This window comes from Streptomyces sp. MJM8645, from assembly GCF_001625365.1.
Classification (GTDB): domain Bacteria; phylum Actinomycetota; class Actinomycetes; order Streptomycetales; family Streptomycetaceae; genus Kitasatospora.
Genome location: NZ_LJJF01000001.1, coordinates 7,287,943 through 7,302,708, shown reverse-complemented (window position 1 = coordinate 7,302,708; position 14,766 = coordinate 7,287,943). Strand labels below are relative to the sequence as shown.

Genomic DNA, 14,766 nt, shown 5'->3' with positions numbered 1-14,766 from the left:
TCGAAGGGACGCAAGCCGGCGCACCCGTCCGGGTGGCCGTCGGACGGGCTCGGCGAGCCACCGAAAAGCGCCGCGCCACCGTGCCCGGGCGGGCGCGGTGGCGCGGGGACGTCGGTGGCGCGGGGTGTCAGGAGATCATGAAGTCCCGGACCGGCAGGGGGCGGTTGACCACGCGGACGTCGCCGATCCAGCCGTGGAACACCTGGTTGAGCGCGCCGCCGTACTCGTAGCCGCCGAGCAGCCAGGGGTGGCCGAGGGTGCTGAGGCCCTCGGACGGTGTCGAGGGGTTGCGGACGACCTCGCAGCCGTTCACGTACATCCGGGTGAGCCGCTTGTTGTTGACGACCGCGACGTGCCACCAGGCGCCGAGCGGGAGTTCGTGGCCCCAGTTGGTGACGGGGCCGCTCAGGTTGGTCGGGTAGACGCACCACTGCAGTTCCCGCCCGCCGGACAGGCTGAGCGTGGCGACCGGCTCCTGCGGGTCGGTGTCGGGGCCGCTCTTCCCCGCCTCCCCGCTGGTGCCCCAGCGGCTGAGCAGCGCCGTCCAGGCGTTGCGGCCGGCGTCCCAGTCGGCCGGCAGCTTGAAGAACGCCTCGAAGGTGTAGCCCTGCTGGAAGGTGTCGGCGTTCATCGGGGCCTTGGCGACGGTCTGCAGGTACGCGCCCTGGACCGGCTTGCCCCGGCCCGCGAAGTAGAGGCTGCCGCGGCCGGGCTGGTCGGGGTGGGACTCGGCGGACCAGGTGAGCGTCCCGGCCGGGCTGCCCGGGGCGGTCTGCTTCACGAGGTCGTTGCCGTGGCCGCTCAGGTCCTTGACGACCTGGGAGTCGGCGACGGCGCTGCCGTCCGGCCGTCCGCCGTCGAAGCGCCAGTAGGCGACCGTGCCCGGGATCGTCAGCTGCCGCGCGGGGCGGGCCGGGCGGGCCGGGACCGGGGCGAAGCCGGCGAACCGCCGCGCGAAGTCCACCTGCACCGAGAAGCTGTCCACCGGGCCGGTCAGCTCGATCTCCTCGCTGGCGAGGCGGTTGACCTTCTCGGCCGCCAGCTGCTGGATCCAGGGCGAGTACGTCCGCACGTCGATGGTGTTGCGGTCCAGGTCGAATCGGTAGGCGCGGATCATCGCCGCGCCGCCGTAGTACCGGTTCTGGTAGTTGGTGATGTGGACGTGGACGTCGTGGCCGGCCTTGTTGGTCAGCGTGGTGCTGCCGGGCGGCCAGTAGTGGCCGTTCAGGGTGAGGAAGATCTGGTCGTTGCCGCTGATCAGCCTGTCCCAGAGGGCGTGCCCGTGGTCGGACAGCTGGGCGGCGCCGCCGTCGTCGGCGTAGGCGAGGTCGTGGGTGGTGAGGATGACCGGCACGGTCGGGTGCTGGGCGATCACCGAGTTCGCCCAGGCGAAGCCGCGGTCGGACAGCCGCCAGTCCAGCGAGAGCACCATCCAGTCCCGGCCGGCTCCCCGGAACAGGTGGTAGGTGTTGTAGCCGTCCGGGCTCGCGCCCTTGAAAGTCGCAGAGCGGGCGAACCGGGCCGGGTTGAAGGTGTCCAGGTACGCCGTCCGGCCCCGCTGGTCGTCGCCGCCCGATCCGACGTCGTGGTTGCCGGCCAGGACGCTGTAGGCCGCGCCGTGGCGGTCGAGGAGGGTGAAGGCCTTGCCCGCGGCGGCGAACTCCTCGGCCTTGCCGTTCTGGGTGACGTCGCCCAGGTGCGCGAGGAAGACGAAGTTCTCGTCGCTGCCGTCCAGCACGTGGCGCAGCGAGGCCTCCAGCGGGGCGGGGTGGATCCGGTCGTCGTCGAAGAGGTACTGGGTGTCGGGCATCACCGCCAGGGAGAAGCGGGGGCCGTCCGGGTCCGGATCCCAGGCGCCCCGGCCGTCGTCCGCGGCGGCGGGCGCGCCGAAGGCGTCGGCCGTCGCGTCGGTGGGCCCGTCCGCCGCTGCCGCCGTCGCCGTCGTTGTGGAGCCCGCCCCGAGGACCGCCAGCCCGGCGCCGACCAGCCCCGTCGCGCGCAGGAAGGCGCGGCGTCCGGCCGCCGCCGGCGCGTCGGAGTCGAACCCGACGGTCCGCGGGCAGCTCGACCCGTGGTCATCGTGGGGAAGGTCGTTCTGATGGTGGTTCATCGGGGCAGCTCCTCGGGCCGTACACGGTGATCGCGACGCTAGGGGCACGACGCGGACCGCTGACCGGACGGCCGGCCTCCGCACGGTGAACGCCCGGGGAACGTCCCCCGTCGGCCACCTCCGTGGAACACGCCCACAGGGTCAGTGGCCGCCCTTGGGCTCGGTGCAGCCGCCGTCCAGGTACATGCCGTGCGGGTGGATGTCGGGCCGGGCGGTCAGCAGGCCGCTGACGCAGAGGACGGCTTCGGGGATTTCGAGGTCGAAGCCGGGGGCGCCGGCGGAGGTGCGGACGTTGACCAGCTCGGCCGGGTAGCCGAGGCGTTGGAGGGCCGCGCGGAGGCCGGCTTCGTCGAGGACGGCCGACGCACCGGCGGGCCGCAGGGCGTCCGCGATCCGTGCCGCGTGGGCCGCGCCGCGGCATTGGGCGTCGGCGAGGAGCCTGACGGTCTGTTTGTAGGCGTGGTTCTCCGCGTACTTGTCGGCCCAGGTACCGCCGTCGCCCGTGGGGGCGGCGGCCGGGGCGGACGGCGGTGTGGCGGCGACGCCCGCGCATTTCGCCGCGACCTGGGGGAAGAGCCGGTCGTGGCGGGCCAGGGCCTCGGCCCCGGCCTGACCGGGTTCTCGGGCCGGGGTGGTCGCGGTGTTGGGGGCGCTGCCGACCGGTGTGCCGCCGGTCGCGCTGCCCGGTGCGCTCACCGATCCGCAACCGGCCAGTGCCACGGCTGCCCCGGCCGCGGCCAGGCCTGTGGCCATCACGGTCCTCGCGCGCTTCATCGACCTTCTCCCCCTTGGCCATTGACCCTTGATCGCATCATTGTCGCGCACGAGGGCGGCGGCGGGCGGGTCAGTCCGCGAACGGGCCGGTGTCTCCGAAGGCGAGGCGGGTGAAGTGCTCGGCGATGCGGTGGTGGCCGGCCTGGTCCGGGTGCAGGTCGTCGGGGAGCGGGTGGTCGTCGTGGTCGGTCTGGCCGTAGAGCGAACGGCCGTCCAGGTAGTGCAGGTTGAGGTCGCCGTCGGCGACGCGGGCGGCGACGATGCGGGCGAGTTCGGTCCGGATGACGGTGAGGGTGAGGCGGCCCGCCGCGGTCTCGGCCGGGTCGCCGGTGGCCCGGAAGCGCAGTGCCCCGGTGCTGAAGTCGGCGGCGAGGGGCCCCGGGGTGTCCTCCTGGATCGGGCAGAGGATCGAGGAGACGACGAGCAGCGGTGTGGCCGGGTGTCCTTCGCGGACGGTGTCGAGGAAGCCGTGCACCGCCGGGACGAAGGCGCGCAGGCGCATCGCGTCGGCGTTGACGAGGTTGATGCCGATCTTCAGGCTGATCAGGTCGGCGGGGGTGTCGCGGATGGCGCGGGCGGTGAACGGGTCGAGCAGGGCGCTGCCGCCGAAGCCCAGGTTGACCAGGTCGACACCGGTCGCGGCCGCCGTCAGGGCGGGCCAGGTGCCGGTCGGGTGGGTGGCATTGGAGCCGTGGCTGATCGAGCTGCCGTGGTGCAGCCAGCGCCGGCGGGTGCCGTCCGGGGCCGGGGTGACGGGGGCGTCGGTGTCGAGGGCGAGGAGTTCGGTGGTCTCGGTGTGCGGGAGCCAGATCTCGACGGTCTTGTCCCGTGCGGGCAGACCGGTGAACCGGGCGGTGGCGGGCGGGCCCTGGGTCAGCTCGACGCGGCCGGTGGCCAGGTCGATGGTGCGCAGGTTGCCGCCGGACACCGTGGTCTGCGCCGTCAGCCGCCCGTCGACGAGGAGGTCGTACACCCCGTCGGGCGGGGTGGGCACGCCCACGTAGGCCCGCTTGGTCGGGACGGTGTGCAGGTCGATCGCGGTGGCGCGGGTGCGGAAGGCCAGCCGGACGCCGCTGGGCTGGGACTCGGCGATCGCGAGCTGTTCGTCGGGGAGCTGCCGGCGGGCCCGGGCGGGCAGGCGGTGCGGCAGCAGGCCGCGCCCGGTGTGCTCGACGTCGAGGTGGCCGTGCAGCAGGGCCTCGGTGACGGGGGTGGTGAAAGAGGTGTTCATCGCTGTTCCATCGCGTTCTGTGCGGGTCCTGCCCGTGCCGTGCACCTTCTGCCATCCGGCTATATCCAGTATGGGATTACCTAATGAGTTTAGGCAAATGGGATTGCAGCCTTGGATTCCTGGTCTTGGATTCCCAGGCCTTGGCTGTCGGCGGCGGCTGCGGCTGCGGCGTCAGCCCGCCAGGATGACCGTCTCCGCCGGGCCGGAGAAGCCGGCCTGCTGGGCCGGGGCGCCGGTCGCGGCGAGGCGGCGGTGCTCCTGCGGACTGACACCGCGGACGCGCTTGAAGGCCGCCGAGAGGGCGAAGGCGTTGCTGTAGCCGACCTTGCGGGCCGCGAAGGCGACGGTGCACTCGGGTTCGCGCAGCAGGTCGGCGGCGACGGCCAGCCGCCAGCCCGCCAGATAGGCCATCGGCGGTTCGCCGACCAGGCCGGTGAAACGGCGGGCCAGGCCCGCCCGCGACACCCCGACCCGCTGGGCGAGGTCGGCGACCGTCCAGGCGGTGGCCGGGTCGTCGTGCATCAGCCGCAGCACCGGCCCGACGACGGCGTCGTGCTGGGCGCGGTACCAGGCCGGGGCGCCGGAGTCGGGGGCGGCGAGCCAGGAGCGCAGCACGGAGACGACCAGCAGGTCCAGGATGCGGTCCAGGACCAGCTCCTGACCGGGCTCGTTGCGCCCTATCTCGGCGGCCAGCAGGTGCACCAGGGTGTCGTCGGCGCCGGTGCCGGCCGGGCGGACCAGCAGGCCGGGCAGGCAGCCGAGCAGGCGCTGGCCGATCTCGTGCTCGGCCTGGTAGGTGCCGGACAGGACCACCGAGGACGCCTGGTCCCCCTCCCGGCCCTGCCCCCAGGTCCGGACGCCGAGCGACATCACCTCGGAGACGTCCACCCCGCCGCGCGTGCAGACCTGCCCGGGGCCGACGATCACGTCCACGGGGGTGTCGGGGTCGTCCGCCACCGTGTACGGCTCCGGGCCGCGGACGATCGCCACGTCGCCGGGGTGCAGCAGCAACGGCGTACCGCGCTCGGGCAGGATCCAGGCCTCGCCGCGGACCATCGTCACCACCGACAGCGGGGCCCGGTCCTCGATCCGCAGCGACCACGGCGGGGTGAGGATCGAGCGCAGCAGGAACGCACCGCGGGCCTTGGGGCCGTCGAGGAGTCCCGTCAGAGTGTCCATGGCCCCAAGTGTAGACGGCAAGACATCATTTGACGGTTCGTCATTTGAGAGGGTCTTGAGTGATCGAGGTGGCCCGGGCGGCCCGGATGCCGGATGATCGGCGCACGGGGGACGAACCGATACGCAGAGACAGTGAGGGGCTACGAAGATGGAACTGGCACGCACACTCGCACTGGTGGCGGCCACCGTCACCTGTGGACTGACCGCCGGGTTGTTCTACGCCTTCGCGTGCTCGGTCATGCCCGCGCTCGCGCGGGTCGAGGACCGCACCTTCATCGAGGTCATGCAGCGCATCAACGTGGCCATCCTGAACGGCTGGTTCGTCCTCGGCTTCGTCGGCGCGCTCCTCACCACCGGCGCCGCCGTCGCCCTCCACCTGCCCTCCGACGGCCACCACGCGCTACCCGCCACCGTGGCCGCCCTGGTGCTCTACATCGCCGCGATCGGCGTCACCCGCTCCGTCAACATCCCGCTCAACGACGAACTCGCCGCCGGCGGCGAGCCCCGGCGCATCACCGACCCGGCCGCCGTCCGGGGGCGCTTCGAAGCCCGCTGGGTCCGCTTCAACGTGCTGCGCGCCCTGCTCTGCACCGCCGCCGTCGCCTGCCTCGCCTGGGCGCTGATCCTGCACGGCCAGGCCTGACCCCGCGCCCGGTCGGACCCCCGGATACGCCTTCGAACTCCCGCTTGCTTCGTGGGAGTTCGAAGGCGTATCCGGGGGCTCTGCCTGTCCGGCGGATCTTGCCCTAGGGCCGGACCTAGCTGCAGAGGGTCCCGAAGGTGTACCCGCGCGCCTTGAGGGTGGAGAGGATCGTCGGAAGTGCGGCGGCCGTCTGGCCGCGGTCTCCGCCGCCGTCGTGCAGCAGGATCACCGAGCCCGGGCGGACGTTCTTCAGCACCCGGGACTGGATGGCCGCCGTTCCCGGCCGGGACCAGTCGGTCGGGTCCACCGACCACAGCACGACCTGCTTGCCGAGCGCCGCCGCGCGCGAACGCACCGCGCCGTTGACCGCACCGTAGGGCGGGCGCAGGCAGCTCGGGGTGCGGCCGGTCTGGGCGCGGATCGCCTTGTCCGTGTTCGCCACCTGGGCGTTGACGGCGGAGGCCGAGAGCCGGCGCAGGTCAGGGTGCGACCAGGAGTGGTTCTGCACGCTGTGGCCCGCCCGGGCGACCTGCCCGGTGAGCGCCGGATGGGCGGCGACGTTCTGCCCGATCTCGAAGAACGTCGCGCGCACACCGTAGCGGGCGAGGATCCCGAGGATCCTCGGCGTGTAGGTGGGGCTGGGGCCGTCGTCGAAGGTGAGGTAGACGACCTTCCCGCCCTGGTCGGCCTTGGCGCCCGCCGCCTCGGCGGGTGCGGCCGGCACCGCGACCGCCGCTCCCGCCACCAGGGCGACGGCGAGTGCGCCGATCGCGGTCCGAATCCGCCCAACCACCCTGCGCCTGCCGGAATGTACGGCCATGCCTGCCCCCTGCCCCTGGTGCCGGAACCGCCCTGTACCGACCAGTCTGCGCCGAAGGGCGCCGCCGCCGCGACCGGCCGGGGGTGAATTCGGCCAGCTGCTCGGCGGGTTGACCAGCGGCGAGCGGCGGGAACTGGCCGGGCACGGCACCGGGCACGGCGACCGCCCCCGGCGGGGATCCACCAGGGGCGGCAACCCCGTTGCGGGGCCGGGCCGTTCAGCGCGAGGCGCGGCCGTGCAGGACCAGCGCCCGGGTCAGGGCCGCCAGGCCCCCCGTGCAGAGCAGCGTGCGGAGCATGTTGGTGGCCACCCAGGTGCCCTCGAACTTGGCGCGCACGCCCGCGAAGTCGGTGATCTGGGACGGGTCACCGGCCTGCGCCAGCTGGTTGTTGAGCGGGATGTTGACGCCCATGGTGACCATCAGGGCCACCACGTACAGCACCGTCGCCCCGGCGGCCCACAGCGCCGCCTGCCGTCGCCCGGCCTTGTGCTGGAGCCAGGCCGCCACGCCCGTCGCCACGAAGGCGCCGACGAAGACCAGGCCGAACATCCCGTTCTCGATCGACTTGTTGATGTGCTGCATCGCCGTCACGTACGTCCGGTCGTCGCCCGCCGCGAGGCCCGGCATCACGGACACGTCGAAGGCGAAGAACAGGCCCGCCATCAGGCCCATCGCGATGGTGGCGCCCGCCAGGACGGGCCCGGCGGCCTTGCTCCGTGCGGCGGGGGCCGCCGAGGCGCCCGGCGCGAGGCCGCCGAAGGAGGATGGAGCGGAGTAGGAAGCTGGAGTCGCGGTCTGGTTCGAGCGCATCGGTAATCCTTCGATTTCTCCCCGGCCCCCGCCCAGCGCGGGGGCCACCACGGTGCCCGGGCACCGGCTTCCGTACCGCTCCCGGGTTCGACCCGGATGGACGGTCAGGAGGCCGGCGAGGCCCGGCACCGACGATCAACGGAACTGACTGGCCTGCTAGGTCCTGTGCGGCGCGGTGGGCGGCTCACACGTCCCAGACCCCGGACGCGGCGGCCTCGCGGGCGAAGTCGGCGAAGTCCCGCGGCTCACGCCCCAACGCCCGCCGCACCCCGTCCCCCAACGAGGCGTTACGACCGTCCAGGATCACCGAGAACAGCTCCGCGAAGTCCCCCGGCAGCCCCGCCTCCTCCAACACCCCCCGGTACGCCGCCTCCGACACCGCCTCGAACCGCACCCCACGACCCGTCGCCCGCGACAACTCCACCGCCACCTCCGCGAACGACAGCAACCGCGGCCCCGTCAACTCGTACACCTCCCCCGCATGCCCCGCCCGCGTCAACGCCGCCACCGCCACCTCCGCGATGTCCTCCGCATCCACGAACGGCTCCACCGCACCCCCCACCGGCAACGCCAACTCCCCCGCCAGCACCGGATCCAGGAAGAAACTCTCACTGAAGTTCTGGTTGAACCACGCACACCGCACCACCGTCCACGCGGCCCCCGACTCCATCACCGCCTTCTCCCCCGCCTCCGCCGCCTCCTCACCACGCCCCGACAGCAGCACCAGCCGCCCCACACCACGCCGCGCCGCCAGCCGCGCGAACGCCCCCACCGCCTCCACCGCCCCGGGAAACGCCAGATCCGGGTAGTACGTCAGATACGCCGCACTCACCCCCTCCAGCGCCGCCTCCCACGTCCCCTCGTCATGCCAGTCGAACGCCACCGCCCCCGACCGCGACCCCACCCGCACCCCGTACCCCAACCCCGCCAACCGCTCCGCCACCCGCCGACCGGTCTTACCCGTCCCACCCACCACCAGCACCACACCAGCGCCGACCGGAAGATCCACAACACCCTTGGCAACCACAGCAGCCACCCCATTCGGAGAAGAAGTCGACGAAACCAGCGGACCCGGCCGGTTCTGCGAACCCTGCGCGTCCGTCCTCATGTCCACCAGTCAAATCCACTCCGGGCCGGCGAACCATAGCCTCCACACTCACATCCATGCGCGAGCGTCTACCGTCCCCCGGCGTGCCCCGAACCAGGTCCTGTCCGGCCGGACAGGACCTGGGGCGGGTCTGCTTCGCCATCCACCAGAACACACCCAACCCGCCACGAACCACCCTCCTTGAGGCGGTCTCCAGTGGATCTCCAGCGCCCGCACAGCGCCCCCACACCCCGGCCCGGGCCGCCGCAAACGGAAGGGCGCGTGTCGGGTGGGGCGGGAGACGGACCCGGAGTCCAGGCTGGAAGCGCCACCCGGGTGGGCGGGGGTGGTCGGCACCGGGTGAGCCGGCGGCGGTTCAGGGCAGCAGCAGGCCCGGGACGAGGACCAGGCCGACCAGGCCCGCGACCAGGGTCGGCAGGCCGGTGACGCCCATCCACACCAGGTGGCCGGCGAGCCCGCCCGGCGTGTCCGCCGACAGGCGGCCGGGCACCACCAGGACCGTGCGGGGCCGCGTCACGTCCTGCACGTCGGCGGCGCTGCACTCGTGCCGCTGCGCCGTGCCGAGCTGGTCGGTCACCCGGTAGGTGTACCGGAGTGTGCGCCGGGTGCTGCGGGAGTGGCCGCGGACGTCGTGCACCCGGTACTCCCCGAGGTAGGAGCCGGTGAACTCCGCCGGGCGGAGCTCGCCCAGTGCCTGCTGCTGGCGCCAGTAGCGGAGCTGCCAGGGCAGGTTCGCCGCCCAGGCGGCGCTCACCCACCAGGCGGTGAAGCCGGCCCAGACGAACCCGGCCCGCACGGGGTGGCCGAGCAGGGCCAGGGCGACGGACTCGGTGAGGCAGCCGGCGAACAGGGCGAGGAGGCCGAGCTGCCAGCCGGCGGGCCGCAGCGGCCGGGGCCGCCGGAACGGTTCGACGCGGATCCGCGTCGGGTCGGCCGGAGCCTCGGCGAGCCGTTTCAGCCGTTGCGCGTTGATGGCGTCGGCGAACGCCTGGGCCTTGGCGTCGGTCGTGCCCAGGCGGAACTCGGAGCGCTCGCCGCGCCCCGGCGGGTCGACCTCGACGCACAGGTCCCAGAGCACGCCCCGGCCGGGGACGGCGTGCACCCGGTGGATCCGGCCGTAGGGGATGTGGAAGGCCTCCGGTTCCTCCTGCCACACCAGCGCGGATCCGGTCATCCGCACCGAGCGCCGGCCGAACCAGGTGCGGAGTTCCCTCGGCGGTGCGAGTACTGCCTGCCCGGCCATCGCTGTTCTCGTGCTCCCCCGTGACGTGATCTCGGCCGCGTGATCATATAGCCGCGGCGGCCCCCCGAACGGCCGCGGCGGCCGGCCTCGGGCCGGCCGCCGCGACGCGGAGCGGTGCAGGTCAGCCGACCATCGCCGCCAGAACGGTGCGCCAGTCCTCGCCCGGCTCGGGGCTCAGCGGGGCGGCGAGGGTCTCCGCGCGGTAGTGCCAGGGACGGCGGAGTTCGGGATCGGCGTCGGGGCGCAGGTCCAGCGGGCTGCCGGAGTCGAGCAGGCGCACGAGCTCACCGGTGAAGTCCGCCCAGGAGACGTGCCCGTTGACGGCGTTGACGATCCGGCCGGCCGCCGGGTTGCCGTCGGCGACGCAGGCGGCGAGCGCGCGGGCCAGGGCGGCGGAGTGCACCCAGGCGGCGCCGTACCAGGTGGGGCGGTCGCCGGGGGCGGGGGCGGGCAGGGCGATCGGGCGGCCGGCCAGGGCGGCCTGGTAGAGGTCGCCGGTGGAGCCCCAGCGGAGCTGGTCGCGCAGGCGCTGGTGCGGGCCCCAGACGATCGGGGCGCGGACCACGGTGGCCGGGCCCCGGCCGGTGGCGGCCGCCTCGAACAGGATGCGCTCGCAGTCCAGCTTGGCCTGCCCGTAGGGGCTGACCGGTTCGCCGGTCGGGCCGCCTTCGGGGACGTCGGTGCCGGACGGGCGGCCGTAGGCGTCGATGCTGCTGACGAAGACGAACGGGCCGCCGCGCCAGCCCTCGACCAGGGCGCGCATCGCGGCGAGGTCGACGGCGTGCTCGGTGAAGGTGCAGGCGGCGTGGATGACGGCGTCGACGCCCTCGACCGCGCGGCGCAGGCTGTCGAGGTCGGCGAGGTCGCCCTCGGCCAGTTCGGCGCCGTGCAGGGCGGGCAGGTGGGCGGACTCGGGCCGGACCAGGGCCCGGACCGGGCGGCCCTGGGCCATCAGTTCCTGGAGGACGGCCGCGCCGACTCCGCCGGTGGCGCCGGTGAGCAGCACGGTGCCCGCGCGGGTGCGGGTGCCCGGGCGGGAGCCGGTGCGGGCGGGGGCGGCGCGGCGCTCGTCCTCGCGGGTGGCGAGCAGGGCGGCGAGGGCGCGCGGGGTGCGCTGTTCCAGCACGTCCAGGCCGGTGAGCGGCAGGCCGGTGCGGGTGCGCAGGCGTTCGGCGAGCTGGACGGCGACCAGGGAGTGGCCGCCGAGGGCGAAGAAGTCGCCGTCGGCGGGCGGGGTGGTGCCGAGCAGTTCGCCGAAGGCCGTCCGGACGGTGTCGAGCGGGCCGGACCGCTCGGGGGCGGTCGGGGCCGCGCCGGGCAGCCGGCCGCGGTCCGGGGTCCCGTCGGCGTGCCGGGGCAGCCGGTCCAGCAGGGTGACGGCGGCCGGCAGGTGGGCGGGGTCGACGTGGCGGCGCATTGCGGCGCGCAGTTCGACGCCGGTCGGGGCGACCGGGCCGCGCACCACGGCGTAGGCGAGCGGCGGGCCGTCGGCGGTCTCGACGACGGCCGCCTCGACCACCCGGGGGTCGGCCGACAGTGCGGCGAGGGCCGGGTGTTGGGCGGTGGCCAGGCGGGTGCCGGGGAGTGCGGAGAGGGGCTGGTCGGGGTCGGTGGCGACGGCGGCGAGCAGGTCCGCGAAGGCGGTGAGCAGGTGCTCGGCGGTGGTCTCGTCGAGGGCGTCCCGGTCGTGCTGGACCAGGCAGCGCGGCTGCGGGCCGTCCTCGACCAGCAGGGCGAGGCCGAACTTGGCCAGGCCCAGGTCGAGTTCGACGTCCTCGGCGGTGAGGCCGGGCAGTGTGAGCGGCTCGGCGGGGTGGACGAGGTCGCAGCTGACGGAGAGCAGCGGGGTGCCGTCGGCGCCGCGGGCCGCCGAGCCGAGCCGCTCGACGATCAGGTCGAACGGGATCTCGTGGTGCTGCTGCGCGTCGAGCAGCGCGGTCCGGGCCCGTCCGAGCACCTCGGTGAAGGTGGGATCGCCGGCCAGGTCGGCGCGCACCGCGAGGGTGTTGACGCCGAGGCCGACGGTGCGGCGCAGTTCGGGCCGCAGGCGCTGGCCGCTGGCGCAGCCGAGGGTGAGGTCGGCCTGGTCGGCGGCGGTGCGCAGGGTGGCGAAGGCGGCGGCCAGGACGACGGCGAACAGGGTGGCGCCGTGCCGGGCGCCGAGCCGGCGCAGGCCCTCGACGGTGGCGGGGGCGAGCGGGGCGGTGTGCAGGGTGGCCCGGCGCTCGCGCGCCCCGGGCGGGGTGGGCCGCAGCAGCGGCAGCGGGCGGGCGCCGGCCAGGTGTCGGGCGCGGGCGTCGGCGGCGCTGGTGAGTTCGGCGTCGCGGGTGCGCTCCTCACGGGCGTACTCGGCGTACGACGGTCCGGGCGGCGGGAGTTGGGGCGCCACGCCGTCGCGGGCGGCGACGTAGAGGGCGGCCAGGTCGGCGGCGAGGACGGGCAGCGAGCCGCCGTCGACGGCGATGTGGTGGATGTTCAGGAGCAGGGTGTGGTCCTGCGGGTCGTGTCGCAGCAGCAGGGCGCGCAGGACCGGGCCGGTGGCGAGGTCGAAGGGGCGGGCGGCCTCGGCGGCGAGCAGGGCGGGGGCGTTGTTCCCGGCGCCGTTCTCCCAGGTGGCGTCCACCGTGCGCAGCGGCACCGGGGTGACCGGGTCGGTCTGCTGGTGCGGCTGGTCGCCCTGGCGGCCGTAGCGGGTGCGCAGGACGGCGTGGCGCTCGGTGAGGCCGGTGAGGGCGGTGGCGAGGGCGGCGGGGTCGAGCGGTCCGCGCAGGCGGGTGGCGAGCGGGACGTTGTAGAGGGCGCCGCCCTGGCCGAGGTGGTCCATCAGCCACATCCGCTGCTGGGCGTGCGAGAGCGGGGCGGGGCCGGCCGGGCCGTCGCCCTGGCCGGCCGGCACGCTCTGCGGGGCCGCCGGGCGCCCGCCCGCGGCGGGGCGGTTGCGGCGGGCGCGGCGCAGCAGGTCGGCCTGGTCGGCGGTCTGGTCGACGGCCGGGTGCTCGGCGGTCATCGGGTGGCTCCTTGCGGGGTGTCGTCGTGCGCGGCGCGCAGGGCTCGTTCGAGCAGGTCGGCCTGGCCGGCGACGGTGGGGTGGCCGAGGAAGTCGGCGAGCGAGAGCTCGACGCCGAGGTCCTCGCGGAGGTCGTCGACGACCCACATGGCGAGCAGCGAGTGGCCGCCCTCGGCGAGGAAGTCGGCGGCCGGGTCCGTGATCGGGCGTTCCAGGGCGCGGGTCCAGGCGGTGGCGACGGCCTGCTGGATCGGGGTGAGGGCGGCGGCGGTGCCCGGTCCGTCGGCGGCCGTCTCGTCGGCGGCGGCGAGGGCGCGGCGGTCGATCTTGCCGGTGCCGGTCAGCGGCAGGGCGGCGAGTACGGTCCAGGCGGTGGGCACCAGGTGGGCGGGCAGCCGGTCGGCGAGCCGGGCGCGGAGGGTTTCGACGGCCGGTCGGCTGCCGTCGGCGAGGACCAGGCAGGCGGTGAGCGCGGCGTCGGTGTGGCCGGGCCGGCGGACCACGACGGCCGCCTCGGCGACCTCGGGGAACTGCAGCAGCGCGTGCTCGACCTCGCCGGGTTCGATCCGGAAGCCGCGGACCTTCACCTGGTCGTCGGTGCGGCCGTGGAACTCCAGTGCGCCGTCGGGGCGTTGGCGGACGAGGTCGCCGCTGCGGTAGGCGCGGCCGGTGCCGGGCAGGTCGCGGAAGCGCTCGGCGGTCAGCTCCGGCCGGTCCAGGTAGCCCTGGGCGAGCCGGCCGCCGGCGATCCACAGCTCGCCGACGGTGCCGGGCGCCACCGGCGTGAGCTCCTGGTCGAGGACGAGGGCGCGGGCGCCGCCGAAGGGCCGGCCGATCGGGACCGGGCCGGTGGTGCAGTCGGCCGGGGTGATCCGGTGCAGGGTGGTGAAGGTGGTGGCCTCGGTCGGCCCGTAGACGTTGAAGAGTTCGAGCCAGGGGAAGGCGCGCAGCACCGCCCCGGCGTACTCGGGCGACAGGGCCTCGCCGCCGACGGCCAGGGTGCGCAGCACGCCGAAGATCCGGGACTGCCGGGCGGCCAGGTGGTGGAACAGGGCGGTGGTGATGAACACCGTGGTGACGCCGAACCGCTCGATGTCGCGGACGAGTTCCTCGGCGGTGGGCCGGTCGGACGGCGAGACGGCGACGGCGGCGCCGCGCGCCAGCGGGGCCCACAGTTCGAAGGTGGAGGCGTCGAAGCTGACCGTGGAGTGGAACAGGACCCGGTCGCGGGGGCCGAGCGTGAACGCGTCCTGGGCGGTGACCAGGTCGGCGACGGCGCTGTGCGGGACGATGACGCCCTTGGGCCGGCCGGTGGAGCCCGAGGTGTAGAAGAGCAGGGCGGGCGCGGCCGGCTCGGCGGCGTCGGGGGCGGCCGCACCGGCGGCGTCGGGGCCGTGCCCGGCCGGGGCGGCGGGCTCGGCCAGGACGAGCGTCGAGGTCAGCGCGAGGGTCTGCTCCTCGGCGAGTCCGGCCTCGGCGAGCAGCGTCTTGTCACCGAGGACGAGCCGGACTCCGGCGTCCCCGGTCATCTCGGCGATGCGCTGGCGCGGGTAGGCCGGGTCGAGCGGGACGACGTGGGCGCCGGTCCGCCAGATCGCGAGCTGGGCGACGACCAGGCGGGTGGAACGGGCGCAGAGCAGGCCGACGGCGCTGCCGGGGCCGATCCCCCGGGCGGCCAGGGTCGCGGCCAGCCGGGCGGAGGAGTCGAGGAGTTGACGGTACGTCAGAACGGTGGAGCCGTCGGTCACGGCGAGGGCGTCGGGGCGCTCCTGGGCGTGCCGGGCGATCAGGTCCGGGAGGGTCGCGGTGGGCATGATGGTTCCCTTCCGGGCGCCCCGGC

General features: G+C 74.8%; 11 protein-coding genes. 1 reads left to right on the top strand and 10 read right to left on the bottom strand.

Going from position 1 to position 14,766, the window contains the following annotated elements:
* Positions 1–127 precede the first annotated feature (127 nt).
* The 4 genes from A6F73_RS30790 to A6F73_RS30775 all read right to left on the bottom strand — a co-directional run bounded on the left by A6F73_RS30790 (position 128) and on the right by A6F73_RS30775 (position 5,294).
* Complete coding sequence (locus A6F73_RS30790) at positions 128–2,110, bottom strand: LamG-like jellyroll fold domain-containing protein (protein ID WP_063350762.1); 1,983 nt, start codon at positions 2,108–2,110, stop codon at positions 128–130.
* 141 nt (positions 2,111–2,251) lie between these two features.
* On the bottom strand, positions 2,252–2,884 hold the full coding sequence (locus A6F73_RS30785) for a hypothetical protein (protein ID WP_159398583.1): 633 nt from the start codon (positions 2,882–2,884) through the stop codon (positions 2,252–2,254).
* 70 nt (positions 2,885–2,954) lie between these two features.
* Complete coding sequence (locus A6F73_RS30780) at positions 2,955–4,115, bottom strand: SGNH/GDSL hydrolase family protein (RefSeq protein WP_063350760.1); 1,161 nt, start codon at positions 4,113–4,115, stop codon at positions 2,955–2,957.
* Between the two features lie 171 nt (positions 4,116–4,286).
* Positions 4,287–5,294, bottom strand: a complete 1,008-nt coding sequence (locus A6F73_RS30775) for an AraC family transcriptional regulator (protein WP_063350759.1) — start codon at positions 5,292–5,294, stop codon at positions 4,287–4,289.
* Between the two features lie 148 nt (positions 5,295–5,442).
* On the opposite strand from A6F73_RS30775, the gene A6F73_RS30770 reads away from it, so the two are divergent.
* Positions 5,443–5,937 carry an anthrone oxygenase family protein gene (locus tag A6F73_RS30770; RefSeq protein WP_063350758.1) on the top strand — a complete coding sequence of 165 codons (495 nt, stop codon included), beginning with the start codon at positions 5,443–5,445 and terminating at the stop codon, positions 5,935–5,937.
* Between the two features lie 115 nt (positions 5,938–6,052).
* On the opposite strand, the gene A6F73_RS30765 is transcribed toward A6F73_RS30770, so the two are convergent.
* The 6 genes from A6F73_RS30765 to A6F73_RS30740 form a co-directional block, all read right to left on the bottom strand.
* On the bottom strand, positions 6,053–6,730 hold the full coding sequence (locus A6F73_RS30765) for a polysaccharide deacetylase family protein (protein ID WP_063350757.1): 678 nt from the start codon (positions 6,728–6,730) through the stop codon (positions 6,053–6,055).
* Positions 6,731–6,974: 244 nt separating this feature from the next.
* Entirely contained in the window at positions 6,975–7,568 is a 594-nt protein-coding gene (locus A6F73_RS30760) for an anthrone oxygenase family protein (protein ID WP_063350756.1), read from the bottom strand.
* Between the two features lie 184 nt (positions 7,569–7,752).
* The gene (locus A6F73_RS41730) at positions 7,753–8,676 is read right to left on the bottom strand and encodes an NmrA family transcriptional regulator (protein WP_244293563.1); all 924 of its coding nucleotides are present in this window, start codon (positions 8,674–8,676) and stop codon (positions 7,753–7,755) included.
* Between the two features lie 355 nt (positions 8,677–9,031).
* Positions 9,032–9,919, bottom strand: a complete 888-nt coding sequence (locus A6F73_RS30750; RefSeq protein WP_063350755.1) for a hypothetical protein — start codon at positions 9,917–9,919, stop codon at positions 9,032–9,034.
* 121 nt (positions 9,920–10,040) lie between these two features.
* On the bottom strand, positions 10,041–12,926 hold the full coding sequence (locus tag A6F73_RS30745; RefSeq protein ID WP_063350754.1) for a condensation domain-containing protein: 2,886 nt from the start codon (positions 12,924–12,926) through the stop codon (positions 10,041–10,043).
* Positions 12,923–14,740, bottom strand: a complete 1,818-nt coding sequence (locus A6F73_RS30740) for a non-ribosomal peptide synthetase (protein WP_063350753.1) — start codon at positions 14,738–14,740, stop codon at positions 12,923–12,925. The genes A6F73_RS30745 and A6F73_RS30740 overlap by 4 nt, the downstream gene beginning before the upstream one ends.
* Between the last annotated feature and the right edge of the window lie 26 nt (positions 14,741–14,766).

Excerpts from the sequence above, each read along its gene's own strand:
- A6F73_RS30790 (WP_063350762.1), bottom strand. The coding sequence starts at position 2,110 with ATGAACCACCATCAGAACGACCTTCCCCACGATGACCACGGGTCGAGC.
- A6F73_RS30740 (WP_063350753.1), bottom strand. The coding sequence starts at position 14,740 with ATGCCCACCGCGACCCTCCCGGACCTGATCGCCCGGCACGCCCAGGAG.
- A6F73_RS30745 (WP_063350754.1), bottom strand. The coding sequence starts at position 12,926 with ATGACCGCCGAGCACCCGGCCGTCGACCAGACCGCCGACCAGGCCGAC.
- A6F73_RS30780 (WP_063350760.1), bottom strand. The coding sequence starts at position 4,115 with ATGAACACCTCTTTCACCACCCCCGTCACCGAGGCCCTGCTGCACGGC.
- A6F73_RS41730 (WP_244293563.1), bottom strand. The coding sequence starts at position 8,676 with ATGAGGACGGACGCGCAGGGTTCGCAGAACCGGCCGGGTCCGCTGGTT.
- A6F73_RS30770 (WP_063350758.1), top strand. The coding sequence starts at position 5,443 with ATGGAACTGGCACGCACACTCGCACTGGTGGCGGCCACCGTCACCTGT.
- A6F73_RS30750 (WP_063350755.1), bottom strand. The coding sequence starts at position 9,919 with ATGGCCGGGCAGGCAGTACTCGCACCGCCGAGGGAACTCCGCACCTGG.
- A6F73_RS30785 (WP_159398583.1), bottom strand. The coding sequence starts at position 2,884 with ATGAAGCGCGCGAGGACCGTGATGGCCACAGGCCTGGCCGCGGCCGGG.
- A6F73_RS30760 (WP_063350756.1), bottom strand. The coding sequence starts at position 7,568 with ATGCGCTCGAACCAGACCGCGACTCCAGCTTCCTACTCCGCTCCATCC.
- A6F73_RS30775 (WP_063350759.1), bottom strand. The coding sequence starts at position 5,294 with ATGGACACTCTGACGGGACTCCTCGACGGCCCCAAGGCCCGCGGTGCG.